We start from the raw sequence: 16,444 nt of genomic DNA, 5'->3' as shown, positions 1-16,444 counted from the left end.
TTTTTCCATGTTGTTTAAGGTTGTTTTAATTCAGTTTTTTGTTATCTGCCATTTTTTTTACGAAGTTGAAATTTTATCAATGAGTTTTAATTTCATAACCTTTGATATTGGATAGCCTTTAATTCTATTTATAATTGACTCTTTAGTTTCTCCTTTCTCAATTAGCTCTTTCAAGACTAAATAATAAATCTTTTCAAACCCGTATTTTGATATAGCTCTTGAAATAAGCATCATTACTCCTAAAACTCCAATGCCGCCTAACATTCCAAATGGCCCTCCTAAAATAGCCAAAGATGCTGTGAGTGCAGCACCTCCAGCTAAACCACTTACACTAATAGTTATTAATAATATTAAACCAGGAACACCAAATCCTGAAATGGTTTCAACTATGTTATCTATTTTCATTTTTTATAAATTTTAGTCAATCCATTCTATAGATTCTAGATTTTTTTAGAGACTTATTTTATTATTTATTATCAAGCAGTCTTCACTCCCAATTTTTTCCTACTTAAGCGAACTAAATTTGTATAGATAATTGCTATTTCATCTGCTTTTTTATTCAAAAAATCAACTGTTTCATGATATCGTGCCGGTTGCTGTTCCATCCATTCTCTTGGAACGCATTGAGTATCATATTGAGTGTCTGGAAAATTATAAGTATCCGTACGAATCTTATCTGTAAACTCTTCGAAAGCTGTGAACAGCCGCAATCTTAAAGCTTCAAGGTCTGAGTCATAAAATTCAATCCATGCTTCATTATGAACTTTAAGTAATAATTCAGAGATTGGTTTGATAGGTGTTAGACTAAATTTCCTTGAATTAAAATCTTTTGTTTTTAGAAAATATATAGTCTTGTCTGCTGGTACTAAATCATATATAATTTTAAAAGTTTCTTTGTCTTGCTCTAAGTGGTCACTTGTTCCTGTTCCTAAACTTTGTTGTGCTAGGTTATACCATTTATCTCTGTGATCATTTAATTCCCGTGGTGAGTACTTTGTTCCTTTAGGATGTTTAAAGTCATAAGATTTTTGATCTGCATGGCAGTCAAAACATAATGGAATACAATTATCTTCTGTTTCTGTACCTCCTTCTGATTTAAGTTTTATGTGATGTAATTCTATTTTAGTACCACAAAATTTGTGGCAGATACAGCAATGTCTTCCACATGCAACTAATACTTTATCTTTCACTTTTTGAGGCCAAGCCATTGTATGTAATTTAGAGGTAAAAGTGTTATGTACTTAATGTAGCTTAAAAAGGCTTGTTTTTGAACTCAGTTCCTTTTTGGCATTAGATATTTTCAGTAGTTCAATCTCCAAATTTGTTTCGCCAATTTAGCAAGTTTTGATTGTCTATGTTTTAATTTATTTGGATTCCATATTTCATAATCAAAATCTTTAGTTAATGAATATTTAGATTTAAGATATTTTTCTTTTTTTTCTTCTATCAATTTGTTTTCACACTCTTTATTGAGTTTACTCTCTAAAATGGTGAAATTTCCAATTCTGTAAATAAATTCAACTTGAGTATCTTTCACAAAACTACTATTCCATTCGTCACTTGGATTTTCGGGCAGAATATGTTCCAGAGTTCCATTATCTTGTTCAAAATCAAATGTGCTTAAATCAGAGTTTTTGTTTTCAAGAGAATAAATGATATATCTCGCTAGTCTGTTTTTAGATTTTGTATTTATTGTTTTTAATGTAAATTGATTTGTGAATATCTCGTCTGAAACATACAGTTGTCCTAAATCACTAAAAACGTGTGATGCATTTGTACTGCTTTCTTTAATTATATTATTTGCTGCTCTACTATAAACTTGCTCCAAAATATTAGTTTTTAAACCGGAAATAACGGTATATCTGAAAGCTACAACAGAACAAATTTTGACAATTTTCGTAAAAGTAGTGATGTTAAATTTTTCATATGCAGATAGCAATAAAGGAAAAGGTTGTTTAATTCCAAAAATTTGTAATTCAGTTAAATGGTAAATTAATTCTGGATTACCTTTCCATAAATCATCTTTTGGGTCTGATAAGGCATTAAATACTTCTGCGTGTGCTTCTAAGTTTGTGATTATATCAATAACATCTTTTTGGTCTGATACAGTTCTCTTTATAGCTTTAAATAGTTCTTTTTCGGTTATTAATCTATTTCTTGAAATCCAATAATATCTAAGGAAATTAGAAAAATCTCTGTGCCTTACGTAACTTAAAATGTTATCCCATTTATTCTTTATGTGCTCTTGGTCACCTTCTTCAACTTTCGAAAAAAGATAGTTCTTAAATAAATCTGTTACAGTTAAAGGGATTCCTCTGTCATTTAAGGTCTCAAAAACTAGATAAGCATTTAATTCATCCACTACTGTTATTTGAATAAATTGTAGATTATCTCCCACAAATTCTATAAAATCGATAAGGTTGTCTGTGTTGTTATCTTTGAAAATTTCTTGCTTGAGTTTTTTGTAGAAATATTCATAAGCATCAAGTAAAGCTTTATTAGATTTAGCTAATTTACTTTTATTTGGGACATTGTGAAATTGAATTAAATATGATGAATATGTTGGATTATTTAATTTGTTTAATTTAAGTTTAGGTGAAAACATTAATGATTTTGCAGATTTAAACCCAACAAATTTTCTCATTAATATGTCTTTTCTTTCTAAATTATCGCTTTTATTTTCATTAGATAGAATTAGCTCTTCAATTATCCTAATACAACTTAATGCAAGTAAACTTAGACTAGTTAATCTTTGTTGACCGTCAATAATTTCAAGTTGTTTCTTTTCCTTTTTAATTAAGACAATAGAACCCATGTAATGCCTTGTGTTACTTTTTAAAGCATTATTAATATCTAGCCATAAATCATCCCAGTTTTCTTCTTTCCAAGAATAGTCCCTTTGAAATAGTGGCACTTGATATGTGTTATCTCCAGAAATAATATCACTAAATGATATAGTATTTGCATTTAATAAATTTTCAGTTCTGTTGTTCATTTATCTTTTTATTTGATGTTAGCGCAATAGCGCCTGCAACGGATGTCCCAATAGCCCAAACTGTTTCAATCGTAGATTTTATTCCACTCATAATTTTCGTTTTGACTGTATTGTTTCTGTTTTTAATTTGCTCCATATCCGTATTTTTTTTAAAGGTTATTTGGTTCAATATGAACCTTAAGGTTACTAAAAAAGCTACTGGAACAAAACCATTGCAGAGCATATTGTCTACCCCTGTTTCCAAGGATGTCTTAATGTTTTCAATTTTTGTTTCTAATTAATGCCATCTTGCATATACAAACAAGTTTATTATTTCCTTCACCCATCCCCAGCAAAAACCAGAAACAAGATGATCTATGTTATTAATTACTATGTCTTGATATTCAAAAAGCAAAATCACTCATTCACTTTCTAAAAAGCTAATCTACAACCTCCCATCCACACTTCTTTACGTATTTCCTCATTTAAGGCAAAAAAATGTAAAATAGTTAGTTTCACTATGATAAATCTAGACGCTAGGCATCATCATTTACTTCTATCCAGTAACCATCTGGATCTTGGAAGTACACTTGCTGTATCCCATCATTGCGCACATAATCTTTAGTGGGTGTTCCTCGCCAGTCGGCATACTCTATGTTGAGGCTTTTAAGGTGCGTGATAAAGGAAGCAAGGTCTGCGGTGGCAAGTGCGAGGTGTACTGCTTTGTTTGTGATTACGGTTTCGCCAGGTCTTGGGATGAGGTGCAGCTGCTTGCCATCACCTAGGGCGAGCCAGCGAGTAGGGGAGACAGAGGCGGTATTTTCTATTTCGGTAAAGCCAAATACCTTTTGATAAAAAGCAATGGAGACGGCTACGTCTTGTACAGAAATGGCAATATGATTTATAAAGAATGTGCTCATGATGATTGGTTTTAAGAAGCTAAATATCTTCATTTTTAATGAAATACGCTGCTCCTCACTAGCAATAGTTATTATGGAACGCGGTAGGTGCGAGGTGTCATATTTTCGCGAAAGCGTAGCCATTGTTATTGTTTACAAAAGAGCTATAAAATCATAGATTGTGGTTTTAATTCTTGTGATCAATCCGTACTTTGTACCCCTGCTATGGATTCAAAATTAGAAGTATATATTGAGGGCTTAAACGAGGCCCAACGCGCTCCCACACTACATAAAGACGGAGCATTAATTGTAATTGCAGGTGCGGGATCTGGTAAAACGCGTGTGCTTACCTTACGTATTGCTTACCTCATGTCACAGGGAGTAGACGCCTTTAACATCTTATCACTCACCTTTACAAATAAGGCGGCACGTGAGATGAAAAAGCGTATCTCTGATATTGTGGGTAGCTCTGAGGCAAAGAATTTATGGATGGGAACCTTTCACTCCATTTTTGCCAAAATCTTGCGTATTGAGGCAGATAAGCTGGGGTACCCGTCTAACTTTACGATTTATGATACCCAAGACTCGCAGCGTTTAATAAGCGCGATTATCAAGGAGATGCAGCTGGATAAGGATATCTATAAGTACAAACAGATACAAAACCGTATTTCTTCTTTTAAAAACAGCTTGATTACGGTACGTGCGTATCAAAATGATCCTGAGCTGGTAGAGGCAGATGCGATGGCAAAACGCCCGCGTATGGGAGAGATTTATGCAGAGTATGTAGATCGCTGTTTTAAAGCAGGAGCGATGGATTTTGATGATTTACTACTACGCACAAATGAGTTGCTTAATCGTTTTCCAGAGGTGCTTAATAAATACCAGAATCGTTTTAAGTACATACTGGTAGATGAGTACCAAGATACAAACCATAGCCAGTACCTTATTGTAAAGGCACTGTCTGATAAGTTTCAGAATATCTGCGTGGTGGGAGATGACTCTCAGAGTATCTACGCCTTCCGTGGGGCAAACATTAATAACATTCTGAACTTCCAGAAGGATTATGAGAATGTAGCAATGTACCGCCTAGAGCAGAACTACCGTTCTTCAAAAGTGATTGTGGAGGCGGCAAACAGTGTGATAGAAAAAAACAAAACCAGACTGGATAAAACGGTCTGGACGGCAAACCCAGATGGTGGTGAGATTATCGTGCACCGCTCTCCTACAGATGGTGAGGAGGGACGCTATGTGGCGAGTTCTATTTTTGAAAATAGAATGAATCACCAGCTCAACAATGGTGACTTTGCGATACTGTATAGAACAAACGCACAGTCACGTGCGATGGAGGATGCCTTGCGCAAGCGAGATATCCCATACCGTATTTATGGAGGATTATCCTTCTATCAACGTAAGGAAATTAAGGATGTGCTGGGCTACCTGCGCGTGCTTGTTAATCCTAAAGATGAGGAGGCACTCAAGCGTGTGGTAAACTACCCAGCGCGTGGTATAGGTGGTACTACCTTAGACAAGCTTACGGTGGCGGCAAAGCATTATGGCCGCTCTATGTTTGAGGTGATGGATAAAATTGAACAGCTAGGTCCCTCGATGAATATAAATCGCGGTACACAGACTAAGCTTAAGAATTTTGTCACGATGATTAAGAGTTTCCAGATTCTTAATGAGCAAAGTGATGCCTTTACCGTGGCAGAAACGGTGGCAAAGAAAACAGGACTTTTACAAGAACTTAAAAAGGATGGAACTCCAGAAGGTGTTGCTCGTATAGAAAATATAGAGGAGCTGCTCAACGGTATGCGCGACTTTGTAGAGGAGCAAAAGGAGCTGGCAGATACCACAGGATCGCTGGCAGAGTTTCTAGAAGATGTGGCACTTGCCACAAGTATGGATAATGATACGGGTGATGATGACCGCGTTGCATTAATGACCATCCACCTGGCAAAGGGACTTGAATTTCCATTTGTATACATCGTGGGTATGGAGGAAGATCTCTTTCCTTCTGGTATGAGTATGAGCACACGTAGTGAACTAGAGGAGGAGCGCCGCTTGTTTTATGTGGCACTTACTAGAGCAGAGAAGCAGGCATACCTTACCTATACAGAGTCTAGATATCGCTGGGGTAAACTGGTAGATGCAGAGCCTAGCCGTTTTATAGAGGAAATAGATGATAAGTATCTGGACTACCAGACGCCTATGATGAGAAACCGCTATAAGTCACTCATGGATATAGATGAATTTGGCGAGGTAGATAAAAGTAAATTACGATTAAAGAAGCCCGTGAGCGGTACGCCTCCTAGAGTGGGTAACCCATCACAAGACCAGCTACGCAAGTTGCGCAAGATAAGGCCTACTAGCGGTAATGAGCCTGTGTCTTCACTCGCGGGAGCGCTAGAACCGGGTACGGTGGTAAAGCATATCCGTTTTGGGAAAGGGATTGTAGTAGGACTAGAAGGAAAAGGCCAAGATCAAAAAGCAGAAATTAATTTTGAAAGCGGCGGTCTCAAAAAATTGTTACTACGTTTTGCTAAGCTTGAGATTGTAAGCTAGTACTTGTACAAGCTGATAAAAAATACAAATGCTGACGTCCACAAGATGTCAGCATTTTTTTTATGGTGATAACTACGCTTTCGCGAAAGCTATACAGGAATACCTTCTATCTCGTAATATTGTTTAGCATTGTATACTTAATCTTCTATAGGTAAGTAGAGGTCAATGTAAGCGCCTATTTTTTGCTGCACATCGAGGTAGCTCGTAGCATCCCAATCTCCATGCCCACCTTCATAAATTGTAAAGATATGCGGAACACCAGCATTAGAAAGCGCCGTATCTAGTCGCTGACCATTAGTAAGCGGCACCAGCGGATCTTGATCTCCGTAAAACTGAAGGGTAGGGCTAGCACTTGCAGTGACTACTTTGGCAGGGCTTAACAGTTCGCTATAATTTGCATCCTCGGGATAGGCAGTTTCATCAGTAAGTGCGGCTATGTAGGTTTCAAAACCTGGGCCGTCTGCATAAAAAGGATCTGTAAAATCTGCTGGGCCTACTATGTTGGCTACAAATTTTACTTGGTCATCTACATCATAGGTATAGTCATACATCATCGCAATATGTGCACCAGCACTAAGGCCTATAAAAGCATACTCGTTATTAAATTGCAACTCGCTACTAGTATCATTAAGCTGATTAATCACCGCCTGCACATCCAGAAACTGATTAGGAAATGCTGGTATCGCTGGAGGATTTGCCAGTATGTAATTCATATTTACCACGCCATAATCTGGATGTTGTGATTGTACAAGATTTATAAAAGCAGATACGTTTTCCTTATCTCCTTCTGTCCAGCCACCACCGTGTATGAGGATAATCATTTTTGTTTTGGCAGCACTACGTCTTGCAGGTAAATAAATGTCATACACCTGCGCAGGGTCATTACCGTAAGGAACATCTGTAAGCGTAAGCGCCTCGAGCGCAACGGCTTCTTCCATCTCCATATCAGGAGTAATGACATCTGTGCTAGTCTCATCACTATCTGAGCAGCTCCAGCTCATGGCAGCGAGTACAAAAAGAATATATAGTAGTTTCATTAAGACAATTTTAAGGTATAACGCATAGATTTTACTTTTATGTTAAGGTTGCGTTAGTTTCTGCGAGATATTTTAAGCTTATAAGTAACTTTAAATAAAAAAGTTATGATTAAGGAAGGAACAAAAGTACAGTGGAAGTGGGGTAACGGTACCGCAGAAGGAAAAGTAACCGAAACTTTTACAGAGAAAGTAACCAAAACTATCAAAGGCAACGAAGTCACTCGTAATGGAGAATCTGGCAATAAAGCACTTTACATCGAGCAAGAAGATGGTGATAATGTACTCAAACTTGAGGACGAAGTACAGCGCGTAGATTAGGAAAGTTACGCTTTCGCGAAAGCGTGATGAGCATATTAATTCTTACTCGTACATTCACAAAAAATTACAGCCATGTCAAAGTTTATAAAACTCTACGAAGAGAATCCAAATCCTAAGGATTTAAAAGAAATCGTAAAAATTCTAAAAAACGGCGGACTTATCATTTATCCAAGTGATACCGTGTATGCGCTGGGCTGCGACATTACAAATACCAAAGCACTAGAACGCGTAGCACAGATAAAAGGAGTAAAGCTAGCAAAGGCAAATTTCTCCTTTGTATGTGAAGACCTAAGTAACTTATCTGACTATGTAAAGCAGATAGATACTAAGACCTTTAAAATATTGAAACGAGCCCTGCCAGGACCTTATACGTTCATATTGCCAGGTAATAATAACTTGCCTAGTGTCTTTAAAAAGAAAAAGGAAGTAGGAATACGTGTGCCAGATAACGAGATTACTAGAGCCATTGTGAGAGAGCTAGGGAACCCTATTATCTCTACGTCAATCTATGATGAAGATGAGGTGATAGAATATACCACAGATCCAGAACTTATTTTTGAGAAGTGGCAGAACCGCGTAGACGTAATTGTAGACGGTGGCTATGGAGGTAACGTTCCTTCTACCGTAATAGATCTTACGGGTGATGAGCCTATTCTCATAAGAGAAGGAAAAGGAAGTCCAGAATTATAAAATAGATACCTATTAAAAAACCTCTCCAAAAGGAGAGGCTCTTAACTAAATCTAATTAAAGATTTGGGGTACTTACTAATCTAACCTAAAGACTAGTAACTTATTCGCCACCAGCTAGTAGGGTAGTTGTTTCTGTAAAGTTGTTGTTATTGTATGTAAGCTCATCTAAGTTAAGAGCATTAAGTTTTGTAGGAAACGCACCTGTAAAGTTATTGTCAAAAAGGTTAAGTTTCTTTAATTGTGGTAATGCAGCAATACCATTAGGCAAGTTACCAGAGAAGTTGTTACTACTAAGTTGTAAGTCTGTAAGTTTTTCTAATGAAGTGATTGCTACAGGTAGTTGACCTTTAAAGTCATTATTTGCAAGACTTAATCTTTTTAAGTTTTTTAATCCAGCTACATCGCTCTTTAATTCTCCACTTAAGTTATTAAAGAATAGGTCTAAGTACTCTAGGCTTCCCATCGCAAGGATTTCGCTAGGGATGTTCCCTTCAAGTTTGTTTAAAGATAAGTTGATTGTCTTAAGACCTTTTATAGATCCTAAAGAAGCTGGTATCGCTCCGTGTAAATCATTTTTTTGAAGATTTAATATTTTAAGTCCTGTAAGGTCACCTATACTTGCTGGGATTGTACCTGTAAGATTGTTGTCCTTAAGACTTACCGCAAATACTTTATCTCTAAAGATAGTTACACCTGTCCAGTTTTCTGGAGTTTGAGAAAGGTCCCAAGAGTTTGTCCACTCATTTCCGTTAGTGCTATTGTATAAATCTACAAGAGCTTGCTTTTCTTTTGGAGAGATCTCTGCTACAAGTATTGATGAGCAGAAAAGAGCTAAGATAATAAGAGTAATATTTTTCATAATGGGGCTGTTTAATATTGCGATACATCGAAAGTATGGCGAAAACCTCTATGAAACACACAATTAAGACGATAATCGACCAAGTACACTAAATTTTAACATTTAAACGTATAAATTGTGTCTTTGAGCGATGATATTGACGTTTAAGAGCACTTATTCAAATCTCATCTGTGTAGTTAAACGAAAAAAGCGACTATCTTGCCGATAGTCGCTTTTTGTTCTGTAAGAGTTGTCTAATGAGATCCTTAGTTCCCTTCTTCTACCTCTACATCTTCTCCAGACATGTTTTTCATTTCTTGCTCAATCATATCATAAAATTGATCAATCTTAGGAAGTACATATATCTTTGTTCTACGGTTTGTAGATCTGTTTGCTGCAGTGCTATTATCTACTAGAGGTACAAACTCGCTACGTCCAGCAGCAATAAGCTGTGCAGGATTTGCTCCTAAGTCTACTAGTTTTCTTACGATAGCGGTTGCTCTCTTTGCACTTAAATCCCAGTTGTCTATAAGAACACCTCCTTTATTATAAGGTACATTATCTGTGTGTCCTTCTACAAGTGCTTCAAAGTCTGGCTTTCCGTTAATCACGGTAGCAACCTTTCCTAAGATTTCTTCTGCTCTTGACGTAATATTATAGCTTCCGCTTTTAAATAGTACTTTATCAGAAAGTGATATGAATACCACACCTTTCTCTACATTAACCTCAATGTCTGTATCATTGATACCTACCTCTTTCTTAAGGCTTGTAACTAGCGCAAGTGTTACACTGTCCTTTTTAGTAAGTGCATCTTGAAGACGATTAATCTTAAGGTCTTTTTCTTTTAAGCTTTCTAGAGACTTTTCTAAGTTAGACGCTCCTTGCTTAGTAAGCATAGTAAGATCTTTAGAGCTTTGTATAAGGTCGTTTCTGTCTTTTCTCATTTCTGCAATACGCTCCTCTAGTGACTGCACACGCGTAGTTGCACTTGCTTTTTCTTCTAGACAAGAGTTTAACTTTACCGTAGCAGAGTTAAGAAGATCTTGAGTTTCTTGTTGTCTAGCCTCAAGCGCAGCATATTCTTTCTTAGAAACGCAAGAAGTAAGCAATAGGGCACTGGTAATACCAGCAATTAATAATCGTTTCATAGTTTGTGTAACTTTTAAATTTGTGATAAATGTACTAAAACAGTGATGCCATAGATACTTCTTAACAGTAATTTATGGTTTTTCATAAGTCCTTATACGTGTGCTTTTTCTGTACAAAATAGCTCCATATAATGGAAGTTGTATCAGCATAACGTCTTGACGATACTAGGCGTAAGCGCCTTTGCAATAGCGCAGGAATGTGCACATAAAAACTTAAATGAGCCTTCAAGATAGCCAAAAGATGCTTAGGCTGCCCAGATAATAGAAACTTTAGTGCTGCAACACCGTCAAGTATAAGTCTTGAGAGTATAATAAATAGCGCCTTAAAACCCTTAATGTTCTTCACAACATTAAAAAGCGTATTTCTAAAATTATAAAAAGTCTTCTTAGGATTTGCAGAGGGTAACGTAGCTCCACCTAGATGATATACCTCGCTATTACCACAGGCGAGTACACGATATCCTTTGTTTTTAATACGCCAGCATAAATCTATTTCTTCTTGATGAGCAAAAAATATTTCATCTAGTGCTCCTACCTCCCAGAAGGTAGATGCTCTAACAAAGAGACAAGCACCACTTGCCCATTGTACTTCTATAGTAGCATCATATTGTCCTGTATCTTCCTCGCAAGTATCAAAAAGCCTACCTCTACAATATGGATAGCCTAACTTGTCTATAAAACCTCCAGCTGCACCTGCATATTCAAAGTGCGTAGGTTTTTTTAAATCTTTAATTTTTGGTTGCGCCGCAGATACTCTAGGATCGTCAAAAAGAGCAATCATAGGTGCTAGCCAGCCCTTAGTTACTTGTACATCACTGTTGAGGAGTACATAGATATCTGCCTTAATGGTTTTAAGTGCATCGTTATAGCCCTTTGCATAACCACCATTTTCAACATTCTTTATAATGTGCACGCTTGGGAAGTGATCTTGCACATAACGTACAGAACTATCAGTACTTGCATTATCGGCTACATAGATGGTAGCGAGGTCTGCACTATGCTCAATAACGGTGGGAAGGAATCGTTCTAGTAGTTCTTTTCCGTTCCAGTTTAAGATGACGATGGCTGTATTCACACTACAAATAAAAGGTTTTTATGGGATTCCGCTTTCGCGAAAGCGTACTTATTTTACTTCTCGCTTATAATCTGGAAGCGATCGTAAGAAGTCATAACGCTCTGCAACTGTGTCTACTTGGCAATAATAATGTGAAAGTCCGTTGCTCACCATCAGGTAATCTGCTTGTAATTGCAAATTATAACGAGCAATCTGGTCAAAGGTTTCTTGGGTAATTTTTACAGCAGGAGCTTTACACTCTACAATGAGTAGGAGGGAGCCATCTTTATTAAAAATGACGATATCATAACGCTTGCGAGTATTTCCTACTTTTATTTCTTTCTCAACATTGATAAGGCTTAGCGGATATCCTTTTTCGGTAAGAAGCCATTGTAAGATGTGTTGTCGCACCCATTCTTCGGGAGTAAGTACCAAGAACTTTTTACGAATGACGTCAAAAATATACCGTTTGTTTTCGCTACTTTTGAGCCTGAAAGAGTATGCAGGAAAAGAGAGTTGTTGCATACCACAATAGTACGAGTTCTGCAGGAAAACCCAAAGGTGAAGCACGCAAAAAACATAGTTGAAGACATTAAAAAAGGAATCATAAAACCTATTTACTTTTTAAGTGGGGAAGAGCCTTATTTTATAGATCAAATCTCAGATTATATAGAGCATAATCTACTTGATGAAGCCGAGAAAGGTTTTAATCAAGTGGTACTATACGGTCGTGACGTGACGATAGAAGATATTGTGAGCAATGCAAAGCGTTACCCTATGATGGCAGAGCGTCAGGTGGTAATTGTAAAAGAAGCGCAAGATCTCTCACGACAGATCGAGAAGCTGGTAGATTATGTAAAAAATCCGCAACCTACTACGGTGCTTGTGGTGGCCTATAAATATAAGAAGCTAGACAAGCGTAAAGCACTCGCAAAAGCCTTAAAGGAATACGGAGTGCATTATGAAAGTAAGAAGCTATATGAAAACCAAGTAGGCGACTGGTTACGACGTGTGCTTATAGATGAGGGATATCATATCCAACCTAAGGCGGCACAAATTCTAGTAGATTACCTTGGTAATGATTTGAGCAAAGTGGTAAACGAACTCAATAAGTTGATGCTTATTTTACCTAAGGGAAGTGAGATTACACCACAGGCCATAGAGGAAAATATTGGGATAAGTAAAGACTTCAATATTTTTGAGTTACGTAAGGCAATCTCAGAAAAAGATATTGTAAAAGCACAGCGCATTGCTCAATATTTTACACAGAACCCTAAAGACAATCCGCTAGTGCTGACGGTAAGCCAGCTGTTTAGTTTGTTTTCAAGTATTCTTAAATATCATGGATTACCGCAAAAAGATAAGACTACCGTAGCCAGAGCGCTTGGTGTTTCTCCATTTTTTGTGGGAGAATATATTACTGCAGGTCGCAATTACCCTATGAAAAAAGTGAGCGCATGTATCTCCTTAATAAGAGAGGTAGATGTAAAAAGTAAAGGGGTAGGAGCGAGTGCTTTTGCAAGTAATGACTTACTAAAAGAGCTGCTTGTAAAAATCATGAATTAAGATTTTACAAGCAGCTCTCAGAATTATTTGGAGTGTATGCTAGCTTATGCTGCAGCGATAACACTTATTTCTACATTTACATATTTAGGAAGGTTTGCCACTTCTACCGTTTCCCTAGCAGGAGCTGTAGCTTCATCAAAATACTTTCCATACACACTATTGATCTTCCCGAAGTTTTCCATATCACTGATGAAAATAGAAGTCTTCACCACGTTTTCAAAAGTCATCCCAGCTTCTGTAAGAATCGCTTTGACGCTTTGCATAACAAGTTCAGTCTCTTCCTCGATACTACCTTTAAATAGTTCTCCCGTTGCAGGTATGATAGCAATCTGTCCGCTAGTGTATAGCATTCCGTTTACTAATGTTGCTTGGTTGTAAGGGCCTATTGGAGCCGGAGCATTTGATGTGGTGATAATTTTTTTCATGAGTAATGGTATTTGTTACGCTTTCGCGAAAGCGTGATTATACATTTATCGGTTATAATCGTTGATCTGGTGTACGACGTTTGTCATACTTAATATCACTTAATAGATTACCTGTAATCCCGATAAAGAAATTCCAAGAGGTTCTACTAGGGTCTGAATTTACAGGAGGAACCCAACTGAAACGCATATTCCAACTCTCAAGATCACGCGCAAAGCTAAGAGAGGTAAAGGTGATACCTGGATTTGCAAGATCATATCCAGTAGACCCACCTACGGTCCATCTATTTCCTAATTTTACATCTCCACTTACAACGATAGAGTGAGAGCTCACGTCATTTTGACGAGCATTGTTTGCGTATCCTACTTGATACCCAAAGCGTAAATTCCATGGAATTTTAAATCTATAAAATTCAATCTCTTTTTCTTCTTCGTCTTCTGGCTCTCTATTTCCTGCGTTTGTGTTTCCAGTAATGTCAACGCCTTTTCCTAATAAGTCATCTGGACGTCCACCACCAGCAAAGGTTTCGTTTTCTGTGCGATCTTTATTTACACCCGCTTGCGCATCCTTGTCAAAATCTCTACTAGAAAAACTGTACCCAAAACTCGCCTGGCCGCTGGTAAGTCTAAAGAGGCTACCACCATTATTTATATTAAGCGTGTTTATGCGCTGGTTTGCACTATTAAGCGCGTAGAGATCTAGGTTTGCACTGAAATTGATGTCAAGTTTATCTTGTAAAACAGGAACAGATCCATTTACAGAAATAGGCGAGAGCTTGAGGTCCTCTGCAGCAAAATTATAAGAGGTCCTTATGTTGAGGTTGTTGATGAGCTTTATCTTCTTGGGCTCAGTATCTGTGCTATCCTTACTCCTGACTTTTGCTTCGAGTGTGTTTGCAAGACTAAATGAGAGCGAATTAGAAACGCGATTACTAGGGGCGCCAAAGAATCCTCCTTCAAATCTTGAGTACTCTACATCTACATTTTGAGGATCTGTCACATCATTAGGGTCAGGTCGTGTGTAGGTCTCGTAAAACTGATCAAAAGCTGGGGTGTAAGACCAACTTAACGATGGTCTTACTACGTGACGTATGGTTTGAATCTTACTGGTCTCCTTAAAATTAAAAGTTCCGTAGACCGTGGTACCAAGACTTAATCCTCCTCTGTAGGTTCTATACGCATCAAAGCCGTTTACTGTATCTCTTACTACGGTATTAGTCTCTTCATCAAAACTTTGATCTATCGTTTTAAAAACCCAGCTCTCCTCAAGACTACCACTTACCGAAGCACTGATGTAGTTAAATAGTTTAAAGTTGGTTGCAATAGGAATACTATGTCTTATACCGGTTTCTGCACTTTCAAACATAGCAGCTGTAAAAAACTCATCATCATTTGTTCTAAAACGGTTATCTGCGCGTAATGCATAACTCAGATTTAAATTTTTGATAAGACCTTTCTTAGATCCAGACTTGCCAGCAAAAGGATAAATTCTATCTACGTTAAGTTGGGTAGTAGGAAGTGACATCGTAATTTCTTCCGTACGTGAGTTTTGACTATGAGTAGCTGCAACCGTTAAGTTTACAGGCACTGTACCAGGGAATGTGCGTGAATAAGAAACAGAAGAACTAAAGTTATTATTTAAGAAGTTACCTGTGTTTGCTTGATTAAGTGATTGTCTATAAAAGTTACTACTACCTAAGTTTACAGATGCCGAAAATCTACTGTTAGGGCTAGACTTTGTATCCTGACTGTGATTCCATCGTATGTTATATGTGTTAGTCTCAGAAAAGTCTGGAAGGCCACGCTCACTAAACAAGATACGTTCTGAACTAAAGCTAAACCTACCATTAAACTTATAGCGCACTTTATAATCTGAGTCTGCTCTAAAGGCATAACTACCGTTTGTATAATAATCACCGGTAAGCGCTAGGTTAAAATACTCACTAAGCGCAAAATAATAACCTCCATTTGTTAAGGAATAGCCGCGTTCTGTACTTTCTCCAGGTCCAGGTAGTATAAATCCAGATACGCTTGTTTCCTTTTCCATAGGGAAAAATGCAAATGGTAACCCTATAGGAGTAGGAACATCTGCGATGTACATATTAGTAAGTCCGGCAACAAGTTTTTTACCAGGTACAAACTTTACTTTACGAGCTAGAAAGTAATATTCTGGATTATCAAGATCTTCAGAGGTGGTAATCTTTACATTACTCATAAAGATTACAGAGTCATTTACTCTCTTACTGCGTTCTGCTTTTAAATTTATTTGCTGTCCGCCAGCTTTTTCTACGCGCGAACCATAGATAAGAGCTCGTTGCGTATCAAAATTAAATTTTATGGAATCTGGCTTAACTTGATTAGGACCTTGGACAAAAAATGGTATTTGGGAGTAGTTTCCAGCAGAATCTTCGATTCCTCGAGCAAAAACGGTGTTAGTTTCATAATCAAGAATGATTTCTCCCGCATTTATTTTCATATCCTCATAAACAATCTCTGCCTCATTATAGAGGTAGATTTTCTTTTTACGTTGTGATATGCGCTGGTAGTCTGTTGCCTTGTAAACAACCTTGTCAGTTAGGGTTTCTGGCTTTCGTTTTATAGAATCTTGTGTGGTTCTAGTAGTGTCTTCTATAGCAACTACGGTAGGAGCGATAGAATCAAGCCTAGCAAAACCTTCTGTTGCCGATTGAATTAAAGTTGTATCCCTCGCTGGTACACGTCTGGCATCATTCTTGGATGGAAGTTCTTGTGCACTTGCTGTAAGCAATGGTAGCAAGCAAAGAGCGAATACAATAAGAAAGTGTGCAGTTTTTGTTTGCAATGCGATTAGCCTATTTTTGTGCAAATAATTATCAATTAAAGTGTCAAAATTACGTATATTTTTTTCGGCTACAGCCCTAGAAATACAATTTTGAAAATAACAAGCGTGTAATGCA

General features: G+C 37.3%; 16 protein-coding genes. 4 read left to right on the top strand and 12 right to left on the bottom strand.

What is annotated here, in order from left to right:
• Positions 1–57: 57 nt before the first annotated feature.
• The 5 genes from D017_RS14780 to D017_RS14760 all read right to left on the bottom strand — a co-directional run bounded on the left by D017_RS14780 (position 58) and on the right by D017_RS14760 (position 4,017).
• Complete coding sequence (locus tag D017_RS14780) at positions 58–405, bottom strand: hypothetical protein (protein WP_225969314.1); 348 nt, start codon at positions 403–405, stop codon at positions 58–60.
• Between the two features lie 71 nt (positions 406–476).
• The gene (locus D017_RS14775) at positions 477–1,208 is read right to left on the bottom strand and encodes an HNH endonuclease (protein WP_035337685.1); all 732 of its coding nucleotides are present in this window, start codon (positions 1,206–1,208) and stop codon (positions 477–479) included.
• A 92-nt stretch (positions 1,209–1,300) separates the two neighbouring features.
• Positions 1,301–2,995 carry a DUF262 domain-containing protein gene (locus tag D017_RS14770; RefSeq protein ID WP_035337683.1) on the bottom strand — a complete coding sequence of 565 codons (1,695 nt, stop codon included), beginning with the start codon at positions 2,993–2,995 and terminating at the stop codon, positions 1,301–1,303.
• Complete coding sequence (locus D017_RS15400) at positions 2,979–3,131, bottom strand: hypothetical protein (protein WP_160164981.1); 153 nt, start codon at positions 3,129–3,131, stop codon at positions 2,979–2,981. Before D017_RS15400 ends, D017_RS14770 begins: the two co-directional genes overlap by 17 nt.
• Positions 3,132–3,510: 379 nt before the next feature.
• The gene (locus tag D017_RS14760; protein ID WP_225969313.1) at positions 3,511–4,017 is read right to left on the bottom strand and encodes a VOC family protein; all 507 of its coding nucleotides are present in this window, start codon (positions 4,015–4,017) and stop codon (positions 3,511–3,513) included.
• Between the two features lie 81 nt (positions 4,018–4,098).
• On the opposite strand from D017_RS14760, the gene D017_RS14755 reads away from it, so the two are divergent.
• Positions 4,099–6,435 carry a UvrD-helicase domain-containing protein gene (locus D017_RS14755; RefSeq protein WP_035337679.1) on the top strand — a complete coding sequence of 779 codons (2,337 nt, stop codon included), beginning with the start codon at positions 4,099–4,101 and terminating at the stop codon, positions 6,433–6,435.
• A gap of 137 nt (positions 6,436–6,572) precedes the next feature.
• Here the strand turns inward: D017_RS14755 and D017_RS14750 are convergent, their stop codons facing one another.
• The gene (locus D017_RS14750; protein ID WP_035337677.1) at positions 6,573–7,472 is read right to left on the bottom strand and encodes an alpha/beta hydrolase; all 900 of its coding nucleotides are present in this window, start codon (positions 7,470–7,472) and stop codon (positions 6,573–6,575) included.
• A 105-nt stretch (positions 7,473–7,577) separates the two neighbouring features.
• Here D017_RS14750 and D017_RS14745 point away from each other — a divergent pair, with 105 nt between their 5' ends.
• Both D017_RS14745 and D017_RS14740 read left to right on the top strand, forming a co-directional pair.
• Positions 7,578–7,790 (top strand): DUF2945 domain-containing protein, encoded by a 213-nt coding sequence (locus tag D017_RS14745; RefSeq protein ID WP_035337674.1) that lies wholly within the window; start codon positions 7,578–7,580, stop codon positions 7,788–7,790.
• Positions 7,791–7,862: 72 nt separating this feature from the next.
• On the top strand, positions 7,863–8,480 hold the full coding sequence (locus D017_RS14740) for an L-threonylcarbamoyladenylate synthase (protein ID WP_035337672.1): 618 nt from the start codon (positions 7,863–7,865) through the stop codon (positions 8,478–8,480).
• A gap of 100 nt (positions 8,481–8,580) precedes the next feature.
• Here the strand turns inward: D017_RS14740 and D017_RS14735 are convergent, their stop codons facing one another.
• The 4 genes from D017_RS14735 to D017_RS14720 form a co-directional block, all read right to left on the bottom strand.
• Positions 8,581–9,339, bottom strand: a complete 759-nt coding sequence (locus tag D017_RS14735) for a hypothetical protein (RefSeq protein ID WP_051583937.1) — start codon at positions 9,337–9,339, stop codon at positions 8,581–8,583.
• 245 nt (positions 9,340–9,584) lie between these two features.
• Positions 9,585–10,466, bottom strand: coding sequence for an OmpA family protein (locus D017_RS14730; RefSeq protein ID WP_035337670.1), 882 nt, complete (start codon positions 10,464–10,466; stop codon positions 9,585–9,587).
• Between the two features lie 82 nt (positions 10,467–10,548).
• Entirely contained in the window at positions 10,549–11,541 is a 993-nt protein-coding gene (locus D017_RS14725; protein WP_035337668.1) for a glycosyltransferase family 2 protein, read from the bottom strand.
• Positions 11,542–11,589: 48 nt separating this feature from the next.
• Entirely contained in the window at positions 11,590–12,045 is a 456-nt protein-coding gene (locus D017_RS14720; RefSeq protein WP_035337665.1) for a type I restriction enzyme HsdR N-terminal domain-containing protein, read from the bottom strand.
• A 36-nt stretch (positions 12,046–12,081) separates the two neighbouring features.
• On the opposite strand from D017_RS14720, the gene holA reads away from it, so the two are divergent.
• Complete coding sequence (gene holA, locus D017_RS14715) at positions 12,082–13,086, top strand: DNA polymerase III subunit delta (RefSeq protein ID WP_035337662.1); 1,005 nt, start codon at positions 12,082–12,084, stop codon at positions 13,084–13,086.
• Positions 13,087–13,130: 44 nt separating this feature from the next.
• Here the strand turns inward: holA and D017_RS14710 are convergent, their stop codons facing one another.
• A complete protein-coding gene (locus D017_RS14710; RefSeq protein ID WP_035337661.1) occupies positions 13,131–13,511 on the bottom strand; it encodes a Rid family detoxifying hydrolase in 381 nt (126 codons plus the stop codon).
• A gap of 52 nt (positions 13,512–13,563) precedes the next feature.
• Positions 13,564–16,329, bottom strand: coding sequence for a putative LPS assembly protein LptD (locus tag D017_RS14705; protein WP_035337658.1), 2,766 nt, complete (start codon positions 16,327–16,329; stop codon positions 13,564–13,566).
• Between the last annotated feature and the right edge of the window lie 115 nt (positions 16,330–16,444).

The organism is Dokdonia sp. PRO95, assembly GCF_000355805.1.
In the GTDB taxonomy this organism is placed as follows: Bacteria; Bacteroidota; Bacteroidia; order Flavobacteriales; family Flavobacteriaceae; genus Dokdonia.
This window is presented reverse-complemented; position numbering and strand designations above follow the sequence as displayed.